Source organism: Parerythrobacter jejuensis (genome assembly GCF_039536765.1).
GTDB lineage: Bacteria > Pseudomonadota > Alphaproteobacteria > Sphingomonadales > Sphingomonadaceae > Parerythrobacter > Parerythrobacter jejuensis.
Map to the genome: position 1 here is coordinate 1,980,054 of NZ_BAAAZF010000001.1, position 16,917 is coordinate 1,996,970.

Annotated in this window: 17 protein-coding genes; 11 read left to right on the forward strand and 6 right to left on the reverse strand. The window is 60.5% G+C overall.

Annotation, left to right across the window (positions count from 1 at the left end; translation table 11 throughout):
• The first annotated feature begins 88 nt into the window (after nt 1-88).
• Nucleotides 89-1,069: a diacylglycerol/lipid kinase family protein gene (locus tag ABD653_RS09820; RefSeq protein WP_160778508.1), complete on the forward strand. Its 981-nt coding sequence runs from the start codon at nt 89-91 to the stop codon at nt 1,067-1,069.
• On the forward strand, nt 1,066-1,962 hold the full coding sequence (locus ABD653_RS09825; RefSeq protein WP_160778509.1) for a hypothetical protein: 897 nt from the start codon (nt 1,066-1,068) through the stop codon (nt 1,960-1,962). The genes ABD653_RS09820 and ABD653_RS09825 overlap by 4 nt, the downstream gene beginning before the upstream one ends.
• Here the strand turns inward: ABD653_RS09825 and ABD653_RS09830 are convergent, their stop codons facing one another.
• From ABD653_RS09830 to ABD653_RS09845, 4 genes are all read right to left on the reverse strand, one after another.
• On the reverse strand, nt 1,963-2,463 hold the full coding sequence (locus ABD653_RS09830; RefSeq protein WP_160778510.1) for a DUF2141 domain-containing protein: 501 nt from the start codon (nt 2,461-2,463) through the stop codon (nt 1,963-1,965).
• Between the two features lie 141 nt (nt 2,464-2,604).
• Nucleotides 2,605-4,308 (reverse strand): ABC transporter ATP-binding protein, encoded by a 1,704-nt coding sequence (locus ABD653_RS09835; RefSeq protein WP_160778511.1) that lies wholly within the window; start codon nt 4,306-4,308, stop codon nt 2,605-2,607.
• A gap of 70 nt (nt 4,309-4,378) precedes the next feature.
• Nucleotides 4,379-6,160 (reverse strand): asparagine synthase-related protein, encoded by a 1,782-nt coding sequence (locus tag ABD653_RS09840; RefSeq protein ID WP_160778512.1) that lies wholly within the window; start codon nt 6,158-6,160, stop codon nt 4,379-4,381.
• 366 nt (nt 6,161-6,526) lie between these two features.
• Nucleotides 6,527-6,802, reverse strand: coding sequence for a PqqD family protein (locus tag ABD653_RS09845; RefSeq protein ID WP_160778513.1), 276 nt, complete (start codon nt 6,800-6,802; stop codon nt 6,527-6,529).
• Nucleotides 6,803-6,960: 158 nt separating this feature from the next.
• Here ABD653_RS09845 and rpe point away from each other — a divergent pair, with 158 nt between their 5' ends.
• From rpe to ABD653_RS09885, 8 genes are all read left to right on the forward strand, one after another.
• Nucleotides 6,961-7,626, forward strand: coding sequence for a ribulose-phosphate 3-epimerase (gene rpe, locus ABD653_RS09850; protein ID WP_160778514.1), 666 nt, complete (start codon nt 6,961-6,963; stop codon nt 7,624-7,626).
• A complete protein-coding gene (locus tag ABD653_RS09855) occupies nt 7,623-9,485 on the forward strand; it encodes a heparinase II/III family protein (RefSeq protein WP_160778515.1) in 1,863 nt (620 codons plus the stop codon). Before rpe ends, ABD653_RS09855 begins: the two co-directional genes overlap by 4 nt.
• Before the next feature lie 4 nt (nt 9,486-9,489).
• Nucleotides 9,490-11,076: a bifunctional phosphoribosylaminoimidazolecarboxamide formyltransferase/IMP cyclohydrolase gene (gene purH / locus ABD653_RS09860; RefSeq protein ID WP_160778516.1), complete on the forward strand. Its 1,587-nt coding sequence runs from the start codon at nt 9,490-9,492 to the stop codon at nt 11,074-11,076.
• A gap of 133 nt (nt 11,077-11,209) precedes the next feature.
• Nucleotides 11,210-11,362, forward strand: a complete 153-nt coding sequence (locus tag ABD653_RS09865; RefSeq protein ID WP_199801306.1) for a hypothetical protein — start codon at nt 11,210-11,212, stop codon at nt 11,360-11,362.
• The gene (gene msrA, locus ABD653_RS09870) at nt 11,359-12,036 is read left to right on the forward strand and encodes a peptide-methionine (S)-S-oxide reductase MsrA (RefSeq protein ID WP_160778517.1); all 678 of its coding nucleotides are present in this window, start codon (nt 11,359-11,361) and stop codon (nt 12,034-12,036) included. Before ABD653_RS09865 ends, msrA begins: the two co-directional genes overlap by 4 nt.
• Nucleotides 12,037-12,087: 51 nt before the next feature.
• Nucleotides 12,088-12,546 (forward strand): Fur family transcriptional regulator, encoded by a 459-nt coding sequence (locus ABD653_RS09875; protein ID WP_160778518.1) that lies wholly within the window; start codon nt 12,088-12,090, stop codon nt 12,544-12,546.
• A 70-nt stretch (nt 12,547-12,616) separates the two neighbouring features.
• Nucleotides 12,617-14,539 (forward strand): 1-deoxy-D-xylulose-5-phosphate synthase, encoded by a 1,923-nt coding sequence (gene dxs / locus ABD653_RS09880; protein WP_160778519.1) that lies wholly within the window; start codon nt 12,617-12,619, stop codon nt 14,537-14,539.
• 13 nt (nt 14,540-14,552) lie between these two features.
• Nucleotides 14,553-15,365, forward strand: a complete 813-nt coding sequence (locus ABD653_RS09885; protein WP_160778520.1) for an alpha/beta hydrolase — start codon at nt 14,553-14,555, stop codon at nt 15,363-15,365.
• Here the strand turns inward: ABD653_RS09885 and ABD653_RS09890 are convergent.
• Complete coding sequence (locus ABD653_RS09890; RefSeq protein WP_160778521.1) at nt 15,337-15,789, reverse strand: PaaI family thioesterase; 453 nt, start codon at nt 15,787-15,789, stop codon at nt 15,337-15,339. The two genes, ABD653_RS09885 and ABD653_RS09890, sit on opposite strands and share 29 nt — an antisense overlap.
• Before the next feature lie 78 nt (nt 15,790-15,867).
• Between ABD653_RS09890 and ABD653_RS09895 the strand changes: the two genes are divergently transcribed.
• Nucleotides 15,868-16,215, forward strand: a complete 348-nt coding sequence (locus tag ABD653_RS09895; RefSeq protein WP_160778522.1) for a winged helix-turn-helix transcriptional regulator — start codon at nt 15,868-15,870, stop codon at nt 16,213-16,215.
• Here ABD653_RS09895 and ABD653_RS09900 read toward each other — a convergent pair whose 3' ends face one another.
• Nucleotides 16,216-16,905: an NnrU family protein gene (locus ABD653_RS09900; protein WP_160778523.1), complete on the reverse strand. Its 690-nt coding sequence runs from the start codon at nt 16,903-16,905 to the stop codon at nt 16,216-16,218.
• Nucleotides 16,906-16,917: the final 12 nt, after the last annotated feature.

Genomic DNA, 16,917 nt, shown 5'->3' on the forward strand with positions numbered 1-16,917 from the left:
CGGCCTGCTAGTCAAAAGGCGATTTTTCCGATGAGAGGCATGGGAAAGCACTGGCCCAATCCATGGTTTCGCGGCATGGCAGGGGAGCATGAGCGAGCAGGCGCCCATCAAATTGTCCGAAATGCCCGGCCTCCCGGTCACGGGGGTGCTGTACAATCCGCGCAGCCACCGCAATCGTGACCGTCAGGTGGTTGAACCGGATTACCCAGTCATCCGTGTGGAGCAGCCCCAGCGCCGCCGCGATCTCAAGGCTGCGATGCAGCGCTTCGTCGACAGCGGAGTGGAGCTTCTGGTCATCAACGGTGGTGACGGGACTGTGCGCGATGCCCTGACCGGCGGGGCAATGGTATTTGGCGACAAATGGCCTGACATCGCTGTCTTGCCGCGCGGCAAGACCAACGCACTGACGATCGATCTTGAAATGCCCAAGAGCTGGTCGCTGGAAGAAGCGATCATCGCGCATCGGGACGGCACGCGCGTGCAGCGCCAGCCGATGATGTTGCGCCCGATGGATGGCCAGGAACTAACCCGGCTGGGCTTTGTGCTCGGTGCAGGGATGTTCATGGCCGCTATCGATTCCGGCCAGGACGCGCATCGTTTCGGTGCGTTTGATGGACTCGCGGTTGCCGTGACAACGGTCTGGGGCGTGGCCCAATTGCTGTTCGGGACCAACGCAAATCCATGGCGGCGCGGCGCGGAGGCGCGGATCATGCTTGGCGAGGACATGAAGGAACTGCCGCGTTCGAAACTCGGAGATCCGGCAGCACGGGCCCTGATCTTCATGTCGACAATGACCAAGTTTCCGGCCGGGATTAGGCCTTTCGGGGATGCAGGCGGGCCCATCCGGCTCGCAGTCATCGATACCATGCGCAGGCGCGTCGTTGCGCAAGCGCCCTGGCTTCTTAGTGGCAAGCATCTGGGCGACATGGATAAGCTTGGATTGCACCAGGTAGGCACCGACCGTATCGAGCTCGATCTGGGCGATCGCTTTATCCTCGATGGTGAAGTGTTCGCGCCCGGTCGATACTGTGTCACGCCAGGTCCGATGCTCAATTTCGTGGTGCCATGAATACGGGGCTAGGCCAGCGCATCGCCGTCCAGTTGCGGCAAGACGTAAGGCCCGAAGTCGCTGCCTATGCCCAGGCCTTGGCGGAAGAAGCAGGCGCAATGGCTGCGTTGTTCTACGGGTCAAATTTGCGCACCGGCTCGCTGGAAGGTGTGCTTGATTTCTATGTGCTGTTGCCGGGTAAGCAACAGGAGAAGATCTGGCCCAAAGTGAGCTATCACGAGTGCGATCTGGGCGGGGCAGTCTTGCGCGCCAAAGTTGCGACATTGAGCTTCGAGCAGTTTGCCAAGGCCTGCCGCGGTGAAAGCCGCGACACCACAATTTGGGCCCGGTTCGTACAGCCGAGTGCGTTGGTATGGCTGGCAGGGGAGCCGTTGGTCGACGGGGTGGTAAATGCCATTGCCCAGGCCGCGAGGACGGCCGCGCGGCTGGCGGTTGCGCTCGGGCCGGACAGCGGGGTGGCCGAAGACTACTGGCGTGCACTCTTTCAGGCGACCTACCAAGCGGAATTCCGGGTCGAAAAAGCAGGGCGAGAGGATTCCATCCTGTCAGCCAATGCGGAGCATTTCGCGGGCCTCTTGCCGTTGGCTCTGGAGGCCGATGGCATCCGCTTCACACAAGAAGGCTCGGTGCTGACGCCCGAGCTCGGCCCAGGGCAACGCAAGGAAATTCGGCACTGGTGGGCTCGCAGGCGCCGCTTTGGAAAGCCGCTCAACCTGCTACGGCTGGCCAAGGCCACCACGACATTCGAGGGTGCGGCCAGCTATGCTGCCTGGAAGGTCGAGCGGCACACAGGAGTGAAGATTGAAGTGACGCCATTTCGGGAGCGTCATCCACTGATGGCTGCTCCAGGGGCGCTGTTCGAAGTGCTTCGGGCGCGGCGCAAAGCCGGGTGATTATCCGAAATAGCGCATCCGTACCCGGATCGACTTTACCCCTGGCCCCACCGAAATACGGGTCTTTTTGTAACTCGGCTTGCCAAGGTTGAAGATGTTGATCGAAGGGTTGTTCGACATCGCACCACCATCTTGGCGGATATCGGTGCTGCCATTGCCGTTGGCATCATGGCGTACGGCGATGCCGTAGATGCCATTCCGGGGTACAGGCATGCAAAAGGTCATCGTGCCAGCACGCGCCGGAGCTTCGATACGGTTGATCCAACGCCCCTTTTCAAGCCAGTCAGCCTTGGTTCCGCGATAGGATTGTACGCGTACAGAACCGGTTGACGACCGAACACCGTCAATCGTGACGAGCACCGATGGCCCGGCACCCGAATGGCACTTGGACATGTCGTTGCCGATTTTCTGGCGATATTGGGCATGCGCCGGCGCCGCGATACCGGATACGGCGAGCGCGAGCAGAGCGGCGGCGGAAAATGCCTTGGTGAAATGTGTCATCTAAAATGTTCCGGCAACAAATATGCTACCGATCCCTGATTGCTGTGATTTGGCGGTTTTGCCCCGCGATATGACGCCTGAATAGGTCAGAGCGGCTGAATTGGCCCTGAATTGCCATGTTCGTTGCCAGACAGCTTTCCTTCAGCGCACGCTTTCGTCGCTCGCGATCCGGCCATTGACGAGTGTCACTTTGCGAGGGGCAAGGTCGGTCAGCGCACCACGGTGCCCGATCGCCAAAATCGTCAGCGTGCCGCGCAGATCTGCCACCGCCCGAGCTACGGACTGGTCTGCATTGGAATCAAGTGCGCTGGTTGCCTCGTCGAGGATCAACAAGGCGGGGTCGCGCAACAGTGCCCGCGCCAGCACAATCCTTTGCCGTTCCCCACCGGAAAGCTGGCGCCCTCCTTCTCCGACGTGACAATCGAGCCCGCCGGGCAAGTCTGCGACGAACCCTGCCGATGCTTGTTGCAGCGCTCTTTCAAGCGCGGCTTCGCTGGCCTCGGCATCGGCCCAGGTCAGGTTTTCCCGGATCGTGCCGTGAAACAGGATGGGTTGCTGATCGACATAGGCGACGCGGCGGCGCCACGATTGACGCAAAGCCGGATCCAAAGCCACCCCATCGATCAACACTTCGCCCTGGTCTGGGCTCAACAGGCCGCCGGCTATATCCGCGAGAGTGCTCTTGCCCGCGCCTGATGGTCCGACCAGGGCGACAAACTCACCCGCCGAGATGGAAAGCGAAACGCTCTGCAACGTGGCGGCATCCTCGCGATGAGATAGGCCCACATTCTCGAAGGCAATCTCGCGCGTGAACTGGGGTGGATGCGCCGCCACGAGCCCGGTGATTTCGGCCGCGCCTTCTGCCTCGCGTATCAGCGTGTCAGCCGCGATCACTGCTGGTGCCGTGTGCGACCACATTTGCCACGCATCGAGGAGCGCACCGAGCTGCGGCAGCGCGCGCGCAAACAGTGCAACCAGCGGCAGGACGAGCAAGGCAGGGTAGCTCCACACCTCGAAGGCCAGCCAAACCAGAATTGCGACGAGCAAGGCCGCGCAGGCTTGGAGCATTCCGCGCGCCCGGGCATTATCGATGGCAAAGCGAAGCCGCACACGTCGCAGCGACTGGAACCCTTCGATCATCTGTTCTTCAGCAAAACGTTCCTTGCCGAAGCTCTTGACCACACGGGCTGCATCCAGGTTTTCCTCCAGGCGGCCGTAAATCACACGGTATTTCTCGCCCATGGCCTGCCCCAGCCCGCGGGCGCGGCGGCGAAGGCTACCGTAGAGCGCAAAAACCAATCCGCCGGCGACAAAGCCCGCCAGGGCCACGATCGGCGAAATCGTCAGAGCAGCGAGGCCAATCGCAAGGATGCCGATCACCAGCCTCACCAGGCCAGCCAGTTGGTCGAGGGCGACAGCTGACCGGTCGACTTCGGAAATTAGCAATGCGCGATTGTCGCTTTGGCGCATCCTTGAAAGAGTGCGCCAGTCGGCCCCCAGCAACGCGGCGAAGGCGCGCTGGCGCAATCCATCGACTATTGCGATATTCTGTTTGAGCGAGAGGATCGTGCGCGCATATTCGGCGGCTGCGCGCAGAATAATCAAGCCAGCAAAAATGGCGAGAATCTCGGCAAGTCCCGGCTGCCAGCCGAGTGCAGCCAAGCCATCCTGGACGGGCGAAAACGCGCTTTGTGCAGAAGTATCGACAATAGCGCCCAATAGAGGGACCAGGAGCACGAAACCGACGCCTTCGGTGATAGCGGCGAAGGCCGAAAGCCCCAGAATGATGGTAAGCCGCCGTTTGTCTGCAAGGCGCAGCAAGATCTGGATCGCATGCCCAATCATTGTGAATGGGAAGCTAGCAGCGCAAAGCAGCTGTGTCCCACTTCTATTTCACGGCCTTGCCCAGCCTGCGTCAGCGATTCTTGCCTTCGATTATTCGCTTGTAACGAGCGGTGAGGACAGCGCCGCCGATAGCGTGGAAGTGCCTCTGCATCGTCGGCAAATCATGGCTTGTGTTGGCGGGCCAATTGTCGATCCTTTCCAATCCGCGCTCAACGTCAATGAGAGCGTCCAATTCCTCGTCTTCCTTGATGGCAGACAGCTCAGCGCGCAGTTCGGGCAGGCGGCGGCTCATCCGCAGGTGCCAATCCGCATGATGCATGCCGTAATTCGTATTGTGGCGCTGATCCTCGGGAAGTCGCCCTTGCGCCATGCGCCGCGCCAGCCATCGTTGCCTCCCGGCACGCACAAATTGTTCGGTCGGGATGCCCGCGCAAAACTCTATCAGGGGGCGGTAAGCCGTGACGTCGCGCATGCGCAGGCCATAGACCTCTTCGCAGGCAGTGTGCATTTCGGGGGCGTAGTCGCAATTGCGCCAAACGAATTCGAGCCATTGCTCGCGCGACCGGAACCATTCGCCCGTCCGGCTATCTCCACGGCGGCGCGCCAGGTCTTCGAGGCAATAGTCCCGTATGGCGTCCTTGCGCAAAAGGCTGAAATCGCGCGACAGGCTTTGCGGCTGGCCATGCACAGCGATACGCGCGGCCTGCCGAAGCTTTTCGGGAAGCAACATAAGAACGGACCGCGCTAGGAACCGGCGTGGCATAGAACGCGTGTCGCCAGGCTGATCACGCAGCATTGCCCATAGCTCGCGTAACTTGCCCTGCTTCAGGAACTCGACATAGGCCCATCGCCCGTCATTGCTGAATGTGTTGTTGCCCAATCCAGCATCGAACAGCCAGTCGCATCCGGCCTGCCGGGCTTGCAGCGCCGGCCCGTCGAAAACGCTCGATATCATGGTCGAAGGCCGGAAGATGCCCGATGCGAGCACAAGTTTTTCCATCAGGGAATCGAAATCGTGCCCGTCATTGTCGCAGAAGTGCGGATTGAGTTGCGGGCGCGTCGCGGCGAAGCCTTCAACCCATGGACGGTCATCGGCAAACAGCCCCTCCGGCGCGTGGCCGCGCCAATCCCGGTGGGGGGTGAATGTGAAGCTCTCGAGAAATTTTCCCGGCTGAAGCTGTTGGAGCATTTCCTCGGCAACCAGAGATGAATCAAGGCCGCCACCCAACAAAATCCCCGGCTTTTGTGAGGGCGCAAGGGAGGCCCGGACGGCGTCCGACAAAAGGCCACTCGCTGCCTCGACATACTCCCGATCATCGGTGAGCCGGACTTCAGGCAGCGAAGCAGGAGTGTACCATTGGTACTGTCTGTCGCACTCGCCGCTCAAATGGATGATCGTGCCCTGCGGGCATTTGTGCAGGCCCTCATACCAATAAGCACCCGGGTCAGGCTCGATCCAATAGAGCATTTCGGCATAGCGACCGGCTGCCAAACGCTTGGGATAACCCGCCGAAAAAATGAGCCTGGGCGAAGCGGAAACCAGCAAGCGCCCCTTCTCGCGCGTCCAGAACAAGGGCGGAGCCTTCCAAGGACTACGACTGATCCGGATGCCTGTTGTGCCTTCGCGGATAATCGCAGCATAGGTTCCTATGATGCGGGTATCTGCCGCGTCCCCCCACGCTTCGACCGCCGAGAGATAAGTGGCTGCATTGCTCGCATCGCGGGGCAGGCCCAATTGTGCCTGAATCTCTTGAGCATTGTCGATCGCCCCGTAGAGCAGCACCCGCGCGTTGGCCTCGATAGGGACATTGCCCGGGCCCCACTGGCACAGGACGGCGCCGTCAGAAGTCAACAATTGCGCGGAGTTCGGGGCGAAGATCTCAGCGCTTGTTCGCCAGCGCCTGACATCGATAGGTGTTCCACCGGATAGCGACAGAGCGGCCGCTATCATACAATTGCGATCACGAAATTGGCGGACCCTTGTTGGCTGCGCCTTGCGTTGTCGATGGGCCAGGGCCAGCCACATCGCCAACCGAGCCGATGTGAATCAGCTCGGGCTTGCGCCATTCCCTTTTGCTCTTTTGCAGACCCATTGTTGTTATCCTGGTCGAATTTACGCAGCAGTCCCGCTGCCAATCCTTTCGCACTTGCACAATATAGCTGAATTGGCGCTGTACGCAATTCTGCGTAGCCGTAGCTAGTAATGTTTGGTTTACCTTTAGTTACGTCCGTTCCCTTCAATGAAGCCTGCCGCGCTGACCTGCGCCAAAAACGCGTCGAGATCCCGGGCGAGCACTTCAGACGCGGCATCAAATTCTGCTTCGAGCTCTTGCAGGATGGCATTTCTGTCGCGCGCACCGTCAATTTTCTTCCAGATCGAGTGTCCCGTTTCTTTGAGCGAGAAGAACTGGCCGTCCTCAAGACTTACGATGACGACTTCGTCATCGACGTCGGTCTCGATAAAGGCAGAGTTGCATTTGCGGATTGCGTTCATGGCCCCGTGCAATATCGCACTGCATCATCGAAGGCAAAGCGCGTTACCGGGCCTCCGCCCGATGTGGATAAGGGGTAAGCGATCCCTGTGCGTGATTCGCGCAGGCCGCTAGGGGTGGGTCTCCTTTTACAGGACGATTGCACGCCAATACGCTCGATATGGCCGAACCGCTCATCTCCCCCTCCATCTTGTCCGCCGACTTCGCGCGTCTGGGAGAGGAGGTGCGCGCGATCGATGCAGCAGGTGCAGATTGGATCCATGTCGATGTGATGGACGGGCACTACGTGCCCAACATCACCATTGGCCCGGCGGTGGTGAAGGCGCTGCGTCCCCACACCGACAAACCGTTTGATGTTCATTTGATGATCTCTCCGGTCGATGCATATCTGGAGGAGTTTGCAGAGGCTGGTGCAGACATCATCACGGTGCATCCCGAGGCCGGGCCGCACACACATCGTACGCTCCAAGCCATCCGCAAGTTGGGCAAGAAGGCAGGTGTCGTGCTCAATCCGGGCACACCGGTTGAAGCGCTCGATTACCTGATGGATCTGGCGGATCTGGTGCTGGTGATGAGCGTCAATCCGGGTTTCGGCGGCCAGAGCTTCATTGATAGCCAGCTGCGCAAGGTCGAGGCCATAAGGAAGCGAATCGATGCGACGGGTCGTGAAATCCATCTCGAAGTCGATGGCGGGGTCAATCCCGAAACGGCGCGACAATGTATTGCGGCTGGGGCTGATGTGCTGGTTGCCGGGTCGGCGACGTTCAAAGGCGGGCCGGGCCAATATGCTGCCAATATCGCAGCGCTGAAGGGACGGTCGGCATGATCGATGCGACCACCTCGCGCGATATAACAGACGCACCTGGCACGTCGGCTGACGAGCAACTCGCGATACCGCTGGATGACGGGCCAGAGCAAAGCTCGCTGCAAGTCTCGGCCGAGCATAAGATTGCCGAGCGCGTGCTTGAGCCATCGCGTGCGCTGGTTCCCACAGACCTTGCTGCGCCCGCGCTGAGTCCTGCCGAACGTCTCATGCGGATGGCATACCGGATCGGTGTTCCGGGCCACACGCTGACTACTCCTTTCAAGAAGCAGGCCGGCAAGCGCTTGATGGCCACTGTCGAAACGCCACTGGCAGGCGAGCGGATGGCCGGCGTCGCGCTGCGGGCCGGGCACTTCCTGGTCTATGGCGTGAAGGCGCCGATCGGGCAGATTGATTTTGGGTCGGCCAGCGCCAAGTTGACGCCTCCGTTTGAGCGCGTGGTGCATGGCTATAGTTGGTTGCGTGACCTGGCCGGTTGTGCCCCGCGCGAGCAGGCTGCACCCGTGGCGCAGCGCATCCACAAGCAATGGCTCGATGCCAATCCGAAGCCGGGCAAGGCGGCGGCATGGGAAGTTGAAAGTGTTGGTCTCAGGCTCATGGCCTGGCTCGTGCACGCTCCGCTCCTGCTAACGGAAGATCCCCTGCGCGCTCGCTCGCTGGCGGCAATGGAAGAAACCGCGCGCTGGCTCGATCGCAATGTCAGCAAGGCTCAAGACCGGATGGGCGAGGTGACCGGCTGGACTGCGATTGTGGCTGCCGGATTGCTGCTTTCTGACGGGAAGCCTCGCCGTCTCTTTGGCGAGTCTGGCCTGGCCAAGGCGCTTGGCGAATTGGTGGCCGAAGATGGCGGTGTCTTGTCGCGTAGCCCATTGGCTCAGATGGAGGCACTGGCGCTGCTGGTCGAGCTTACAGCTTGTTATCGGGCGCGCGACCTTGATCCGCCCGAGGCTCTGGCAACGATGATGGAATTGCTGGTTCCGCCCCTGCTGACACTGATGCATGGTGAGGCCGGTATGGGTAGCTGGCAGGGCGCCGGTGCGGTGTCAGCCGAGAAAGTCGCCGGCCTGATCCGTGCAAGCGGAGTGCGCACACGGCCACTCAAAGATGTGCGCCAATGGGGTTATCAGCGAGCCCGCGCGGGCAAGACGATCCTGCAATTCGATGCTGCGCCGCCTCCGTTGCCACGGCATTCGCGCTCGGGATGCGCCTCGACACTGGCATTTGAACTGTCGGCCAATGACCAGCGGATCATTGTCAATTGCGGCGGCGCCGCCTTTGGCGGTGGCCAGGTGCCGCACCGTATCGAGCAGGGTTTGCGGGCGACAGCGGCGCACTCCACTATGGTGCTGGATGATGCCAACTCCACGGCAGTCCTGATCAAGGGCAAACTGGGTAGCGGCGTCAACGAAGTCGAAATTGACCGCCGCCAGATTGGAACCGGTCGCGGCAGCGCGACGCGGCTGGAGGCCAGCCATGATGGCTATGCTGCGCGCTATGGATTGAATCACCGACGCATCCTCGTGCTGCGCGATGATGGCACCGAATTGCTTGGTGAAGACGTGCTGTTGCCGGCCGGCAAGAAAGGCAAGCGCGGCAAGATCGGCTACGCCATCCGGTTCCATATCGGCCCGCGCATCGAGCTGCGCCTGGCTGAAGACAAGAAAGGCGCCGGTCTGGCGCTGCCTGACGGGACGTATTGGCAATTCCGTGTTGCCGGCGACTTTGCCGGTGAAGTGGCGATCGAGGAAAGCCTGTGGGTCGATGGAAATGGTCGCCCGCAGCCAATCCAGCAATTGGTAATCCAGGGCATGACGTCCCGCAGCGGAGGCGTTTTCTCCTGGCTGCTCAAACAAATGGGGTAATCGCGTGACCGATGTGACGATCAAGCGGGCATTGCTTTCAGTGTCCGACAAAAGCGGTTTGGTCGAACTGGGGCAGGCGCTGGCCGGGCATGGCGTCGAATTGGTCTCGACCGGAGGAACCGCCAAGGCACTTCGCGAGGCCGGCCTCGAGGTGAAAGACATCTCGGATCTGACCGGTTTTCCCGAGATGATGGATGGCCGGGTGAAGACACTCCATCCCAAAGTGCATGGAGGCCTGTTGGCGGTGCGGGATAATCCCGAGCATGCGGCTGCAATGGGTGAGCATGACATAGGCGCGATCGACCTGGTGGTGGTGAATCTCTATCCGTTCGAGGCAACGGTGATGCGCGGTGCCGAGCGGGACGAGATCATTGAAAATATCGATATTGGCGGGCCAAGCATGGTGCGCTCCTCGGCCAAGAATCACGCCTTCGTGACAATTGTTACGGACCCTGCGGATTATGAGGCCTTGCTGGGTGAGATGGTGGATAGCGGCGCGACTTCGCTCGATTTCCGCAAGAGCATGGCCGCAAAGGCTTTTGCCGCCACTGCATCCTACGACTCTATGATCAGCCAGTGGTTTGCTTTTGCCGACCAGGGGCAGATGTTCCCGGACATGCTCGCCATTAATGGCCGCGCTCCTGTGGAGCTGCGCTATGGCGAAAATCCCCACCAGATGGCTGCGCTTTACGCGCCGGTCGGGCCCCATGCGCAGGGTATTGCCCAAGCCGAGCAGGTGCAGGGAAAGGCGCTGAGCTACAACAATTACAATGATGCCGATGCAGCCCTGGAGTTGTGCGCGGAATTCGCCGACGGTGATCCGGCTGTCGTCATTGTAAAACATGCCAATCCGTGCGGTGTTGCGCAGGCGAGTTCGCTGCTCGCTGCTTGGGATGCCGCGCTTTCCTGCGACAGCGTATCTGCCTTCGGCGGTATCGTGGCCGTCAATCGCACCCTCGATGGCCCAACCGCCGAGGCGATTTGCAAGATCTTCACCGAAGTCGTCGTTGCGCCCGATGCCGATGCCGACGCGCGCGAGGCATTTGCGAAGAAAAAGAATCTGCGCCTGTTGCTGACCGGTGACCTACCCGATCCGCGCCGCGGTGGGCTGGCCGTGAAACCCATCACAGGCGGTCTGTTGGTGCAAAGCCGCGACAATGGTGCGATCTCGGAAAGTGACCTCAAGATCGTCACCGATCGCGCTCCGACCGAGCAGGAACTGAAAGACTGTTTCTTCGCCTGGACCGTTGCCAGGCACGTCAAATCGAATGCGATCGTCTATGCCAAGGATGGCGCTACGGCCGGCATCGGCGCGGGCCAGATGAACCGCCGGGACAGTTCCCGCATTGCAGCAATGAAAGCGGCCGAAGCCGCCGAGAAGTACGAATGGCCGCAGTCAAAGACGGTCGGCAGTGCAGTCGCATCGGACGCGTTTTTCCCGTTCGCCGATGGGTTGCTTGCGGCTGCAGAGGCCGGGGCGACTGCCATCATCCAGCCTGGCGGATCGATCCGCGATGATGAAGTGATAGAAGCGGCCAACAAGGCGGGTCTTGCCATGGTCTTCACGGGCATGCGTCACTTCCGCCACTAGACAATAGCGGGAACCACCGCCTTCGGTCCAGATTGTAACCAAACAGGCATCCCCCACGTATTGCCTGTTGCTGACACCTCCATTCACCCCCTCGCAAGCGGTGGGAGAGCATGGATCCAGCACCGGAACAACAATGTCGAAGACCCCTGCCATGCGCCTGTTCAAAGCTGATCTTTATCGCAATTTCGCCATCGGATTCGTGATTGGCGCTCTCGTCATCGGTGTCCAGATGTCGCCGGAAGAGCTCTCGGCGATCCCGCAGGCGATGGCGGCGACGGTTCGATGAAGCGTCGCCTAATCCTGATCGCGGCAGCCGGGCTGGCTCTGGCAGGCTGCAACCAAGCCGCCGAAGCCCGTGAAAACCATGTTCGCGCACCTGCACCTACCGTCACCGCGAATGAACGTGGTGGTCTGAAAACGGCCATTTTTGCTGGCGGATGCTTCTGGGGCATCGAGGGCATTTTCAGCCATGTGAAAGGCGTGAAGAGCGCGGTTTCCGGATACCATGGCGGGACCCGACGCCAGGCCAGCTATCGCATTGTCACGTCTGGCGTTACCGACCACGCCGAGAGCGTGAAAGTGGTCTATGACCCGAAGGTGGTCAGCTATGATGAGCTGGTGCGGATATTCTTCTCGGTCGGCGCTGACCCAACTTTACGCAATCGTCAGGGCCCCGACGTCGGATCTCATTATCGCGCTGCACTGGTCCCGATGAATGGCGAGCAGCGCAAGGTTGCCGCAGCCTATCTCCGGCAAATGGAGCGTTCGGGCGTATGGTCCCGGCCGATCATGACTCGCATAGAAAGCTATAGGGCTTTTTACCCCGCCGAAGGCTATCATCAGGACTTCATGGCGAAGAATCCCAACCACGGATATATCCGCCGCTGGGACGCGCCGAAGGTGCGGGCCTTGCGCGAGTTCTACCCCGAGCATTTCCGAGCGACCTTCAAGCGCGGCTGACCGAGCGGGGATGAGTGGTAATGCCACGCCACCACCGCTATATTGCCGTAGATGAACGCTCACGCCCATACCGAACATGCCGGCGAATCGCTGGTGGATGCCGCCCGATCTGCGCTCGAAGCCAAAGGTGAACGCTGGACCGGTATGCGGTCCGAAGTTTTCGAAGAGCTCGCGCGTCATCAAAGCCCGGCCAGCGCCTACGACATTGCAGACAATCTATCAGCGCGTCGGGGCAGCCGGGTCGCCCCGAACAGTGTGTACCGGATCCTGGACCTGTTTGTGCGCAACAATCTGGCCAATCGGATAGAGAGCGCCAATGCCTTTCTGGCCAATACCCATCCTGGCTGTCGCCACGATTGCATCTTCCTGATTTGCGATGATTGCGGCACCGCCAGCCATCTGGATGACGATACACTAACAGGCGCTTTGCGACAGGCAGGCCGCAAGGCAGGCTTTTCGGATGTCAGGCCGGTGGTGGAGCTGCGCGGATTGTGTGCCAACTGCGCCTGAACTTTTCGGAAAACCCGCATCGAAATCTGGTTCATCGACAAGCAGGTAACGAGGGTGTAACCGCGTTGGCATGAGTGCACGACCAGACACCCCGCTTCTCGATACGATCCACTATCCTGCCGACCTGCGCAAACTGGCGCCGGAACAGCTGCGCCAGCTGGCAGACGAGCTGCGAGCGGAGATGATCAGTGCGGTCGGCACCACAGGCGGCCATCTTGGCTCGGGCCTCGGCGTTGTCGAGCTAACGGCTGCAATCCACTATGTCTTTAATACGCCGGACGACCGGCTGATCTGGGATGTCGGCCATCAATGCTACCCGCATAAGATCCTGACCGGGCGTCGCGACCGGATCAGAACCTTGCGCCAGGGCGGGGGCCTTAGCGGATTCACCAAGCGTAGCGAAAGCGAGTATGATCCGTTCGGCGCGGCGCACAGCTCTACTTCGATATCGGCAGGTCTTGGCTTCGCTGTCGCGAACAAGCTGAACGACAAGCCGGGCAAGGCGATCGCGGTGATTGGCGATGGCGCGATGAGCGCGGGCATGGCCTATGAGGCGATGAACAATGCCGAACAGGCCGGCAACCGCCTGATCGTGATCCTCAATGACAATGATATGTCGATCGCGCCTCCGGTTGGGGGTTTGTCCGGCTATCTGGCGCGCCTGATCTCCAGCAGCGAGTATCTCGGCTTGCGCAGCCTTGCCTCCAAGATGACGGCCAAGCTGAGCCGCCGGGTCCACAAGTCGCTCGGCAAGGCCGAGGAATATACCCGCGGGATGGTCACCGGCGGGACATTGTTTGAAGAGCTCGGCTTCTATTACGTAGGCCCGATTGATGGCCACAATCTCGACCATCTGATTCCGGTCTTGGAAAATGTGCGCGACGCCGAAGAGGGCCCGATCCTGATCCATGTCCGTACGGTGAAGGGTAAGGGTTACGAGCCAGCCGAAGCCAGCGCTGACAAATATCATGGTGTCGCCAAATTCGACGTCGTGACAGGCAAGCAGAACAAGCCCAGCGGTGGTCCGCCGGCTTATCAGAACGTGTTTGGTGAAACGCTGGCCAAGCTGGCCGATACCGATCCGCGCATCTGCGCGATTACGGCGGCAATGCCGAGCGGGACGGGCGTCGACAAATTCGCCAAGGCGCATCCTGATCGTGCCTTCGACGTGGGCATTGCCGAACAGCATGGCGTGACGTTCGCGGCGGGCCTTGCTGCGCAGGGCATGCGGCCATTTGCTGCGATCTATTCGACGTTCCTGCAACGTGCTTACGATCAGGTGGTGCACGATGTCGCGATCCAGAACCTGCCGGTCCGGTTTGCAATTGATCGTGCGGGCCTCGTCGGGGCGGATGGTTCGACCCATGCGGGTTCGTTTGACATCACGTATCTTGCCACCTTGCCCAATTTCGTTGTCATGGCGGCAGCTGACGAAGTCGAGCTGGTCCATATGACCTACACCGCTGTCGAGCATGATGAGGGGCCGATCGCCCTGCGCTATCCGCGTGGTGGCGGGATCGGCCTCGATTTGCCGGAGACGCCTGAGAAGCTGGAGATTGGCAAAGGCCGGATCGTGCGCGAGGGATCGAAGGTTGCCATCCTCAGCCTTGGCACGCGTTTGGAAGAGGCGCGCAAGGCAGCAGATCAGCTGGATGCCAAAGGCCTCAGCACTACTGTTGCCGACCTGCGTTTTGCCAAGCCTCTCGATACAGACTTGATTGATCGCCTGATGAAGACCCACGAAGTCGTCATTACAGTCGAGGAAGGCAGCATTGGTGGTCTCGGTGCGCATGTGTTGACCCATGCCAGCGACACGGGGCTTACCGACGGCGGGCTGAAAATCCGTACCTTGCGCTTGCCCGACAGTTTCATCGAACAGGATTCGCCGGACAAACAATATGACGAAGCGGGCCTCAATGCGCCGCAGATTGTCGATACGGTGCTGAAGGCGTTGCGGCACAACAGTGCAGGCGTGGAAGAGGCGCGCGCCTGACGGGAGCAAGGCCGTGGCCAAGTTTCTCCTGATCCCGCTTATCGCATATTGCCTGATTGTAGCAGCGCTTGTCCTCTCCCAGCGTCATTTCCTCTACCCTGCTCCTCCCGCAGGCGGCGGTGTGCCCATCGGTTTCACGGCGATCGAGTATCCTACCAGCGACGGGCTGACCCTTCGGGCGGGATACCGTGCAGCGGCTCCGGACAGGCCAACGATCGTCTATTTCCATGGCAATGGAGCGGACTGGCAGTCCAGTGTCGTTGCAACCGATCGCCTGGTTCCCGCCGGCTATGGTGTGCTTGCTGCCGAATATCGCGGCTATCAAGGCAATCCGGGCAACCCCAGCGAAAAGGGGCTATACTCTGACGGACGCGCTGCGATTGCATGGCTACAACAGCAAGGCGTCGACCGGAGCAATCTGGTCATGATCGGCAATTCGATTGGCGGCGGTGTTGCAACGCAAATGGCGAGCGAGGGCGCGGCAGCAGCCCTTGTGCTGATTTCTCCCTTCAACAGTCTCAGCCAGCTGGTAGCTGAGAAGATGCCTTGGTTGCCGACATCATTGCTGCTCCGGGATCACTACCGCAACGACCAAAAGCTTGCGGAGATCGATGCTCCAATTCTTATCCTGCACGGGGATGCGGACACTCTGATACCGGTCGGTCACGCCAGGCAGCTGGCGGCGACGAACAACGCGGCGCAGCTCGAGATATTTCCTGGCGCCGGACACGATTTGGCATGGCAGGACAGTGCGGAGCGCCGGGTCCTGGACTTTCTAAACGGGAATGCTGGGAAGCTTACTGCCCTGGAGAACCCGTCGGAATAACCGTCGCCTGAGCGACCGCGACCCGCTTTGGAGCGTCCCCTTCGCTTTCACTCCAGACGTCCGCGCGCACGATGACCTGTTTGCGCCCTGCTTTCACCACCGTTCCCTTCGCGCGCAATTGCTCGCCCACGGCAGGGGCAAGGAAATTGATCAGATAGGAACCGGTCACAACGTCGCCCGCCGCGCTCGCTGCGGCCCAGGCGCAAGCATTGTCGGCCATCAGCCCCACCACTGCCCCATGTGCGAAACCATGATGCTGGGTCAGTTCCTCTCGCAGGGGGAGCAGCAATTCGGATTCGCCCTCCCAGACAGTAATCGGTTCGACCCCAAGCCAGCGGGTGAAGCCGGATTTCCGGACAGCAACCCGTTTCATATATTCGATGGATTGTTCGGGGCTTTGGAAGCGTTCGTGGGGCGTTGACATGGTGATCTCCTAAAGTCTGTAAAACAGACTAATGCATCTTGCCATGTGCCTTGGCAAGCGCGATATGCTGAAGAGCCTATGAAATCCTACACGCCCTCCCGCTCTCCATGCCCGATTGGCCGTGCGTCACGCGTGTTGGGCGATCGCTGGGCGATCCTGATTGTGCGAGAGGCCTTCCTGGGGGCCGAACGCTTCGAGCATTTCATGGATCGGCTGACCGTGAGCCGGGCCTCGCTTACATCGCGATTGACGATGCTGGTGGAGGCCGGTGTGCTGCAACGGGAGCCGCCTACCGGCAAACGGGCGCTGTATCGATTGACGGAGGCAGGACGGGCCTTGGAGCCCGTTTTCGGTGCAATGGCACTGTGGAGTGGGGAGCACTTGTTCCCCGAAGGACAGCCTCCCAAATCCTGGGACCAAGCCTGATCAGCCCATCCAGCGCCATAGGCCTGCCGCCACGTTGCCCAGGGGCATATGCAACCAGGACAATCCGAACCACGCGATTGCGCCGATCAGCCAGGTGACGAATCCAACGCTGGCAAAACCTGAGATGCGCGGCCAATAGCTCGTCTGGCCCTCCCACACATGCCAAGCCTCACCCATCAGTTGCTCTTTCTTCGCATCTTGCAGCTTTGCCCCGACCAGCGCCATTACCAGCACCGCGAGCGAAACCACGACGGTTCGTTCCGTGGGAGCCGCGACAATATGGGCGATGGCCCACAGAGCGAAGGCCCACATCATCGGATGGCGGGTGATGGTGAAAACCCCTTGCGGAGCCGCGCGTGCCGCGTCCTCGGCCCCTGGTGCGCCCAGGGCGGGGTTCTTGGGCGTCATCGAACCAACCAGCAATACCATCGCGATCAGGGTGATCGCAGAAGCAACAATCCAGCTCGGGCCGGTAAAGCCGCCCGCCCATAATACGCTGGGCGTTTCGATCGCGGTGAATGCAAAATACATCCAGACCATCGAGGCCAGCACAATAACGCTGTAGACAGCCTGGAAGCCGGTCTCGCCAAGAATGCCGACCATCGGCGCGCGTAATGGATGCGACATCACGAAATGCGCGCCAACAAAGGTCACGCTTGCAGCGATCAACGATAGCAATGCAGAATCCATCACACCTCTCCC

Excerpts from the sequence above, each read along its gene's own strand:
- ABD653_RS09845 (WP_160778513.1), bottom strand. The coding sequence starts at position 6,802 with ATGAACGCAATCCGCAAATGCAACTCTGCCTTTATCGAGACCGACGTC.
- ABD653_RS09835 (WP_160778511.1), bottom strand. The coding sequence starts at position 4,308 with ATGATTGGGCATGCGATCCAGATCTTGCTGCGCCTTGCAGACAAACGG.
- dxs (WP_160778519.1), top strand. The coding sequence starts at position 12,617 with ATGAGTGCACGACCAGACACCCCGCTTCTCGATACGATCCACTATCCT.
- ABD653_RS09820 (WP_160778508.1), top strand. The coding sequence starts at position 89 with ATGAGCGAGCAGGCGCCCATCAAATTGTCCGAAATGCCCGGCCTCCCG.
- rpe (WP_160778514.1), top strand. The coding sequence starts at position 6,961 with ATGGCCGAACCGCTCATCTCCCCCTCCATCTTGTCCGCCGACTTCGCG.
- ABD653_RS09830 (WP_160778510.1), bottom strand. The coding sequence starts at position 2,463 with ATGACACATTTCACCAAGGCATTTTCCGCCGCCGCTCTGCTCGCGCTC.
- ABD653_RS09855 (WP_160778515.1), top strand. The coding sequence starts at position 7,623 with ATGATCGATGCGACCACCTCGCGCGATATAACAGACGCACCTGGCACG.
- ABD653_RS09825 (WP_160778509.1), top strand. The coding sequence starts at position 1,066 with ATGAATACGGGGCTAGGCCAGCGCATCGCCGTCCAGTTGCGGCAAGAC.
- ABD653_RS09895 (WP_160778522.1), top strand. The coding sequence starts at position 15,868 with ATGAAATCCTACACGCCCTCCCGCTCTCCATGCCCGATTGGCCGTGCG.
- msrA (WP_160778517.1), top strand. The coding sequence starts at position 11,359 with ATGAAGCGTCGCCTAATCCTGATCGCGGCAGCCGGGCTGGCTCTGGCA.
- ABD653_RS09875 (WP_160778518.1), top strand. The coding sequence starts at position 12,088 with ATGAACGCTCACGCCCATACCGAACATGCCGGCGAATCGCTGGTGGAT.
- ABD653_RS09890 (WP_160778521.1), bottom strand. The coding sequence starts at position 15,789 with ATGTCAACGCCCCACGAACGCTTCCAAAGCCCCGAACAATCCATCGAA.
- ABD653_RS09900 (WP_160778523.1), bottom strand. The coding sequence starts at position 16,905 with ATGGATTCTGCATTGCTATCGTTGATCGCTGCAAGCGTGACCTTTGTT.
- ABD653_RS09865 (WP_199801306.1), top strand. The coding sequence starts at position 11,210 with ATGTCGAAGACCCCTGCCATGCGCCTGTTCAAAGCTGATCTTTATCGC.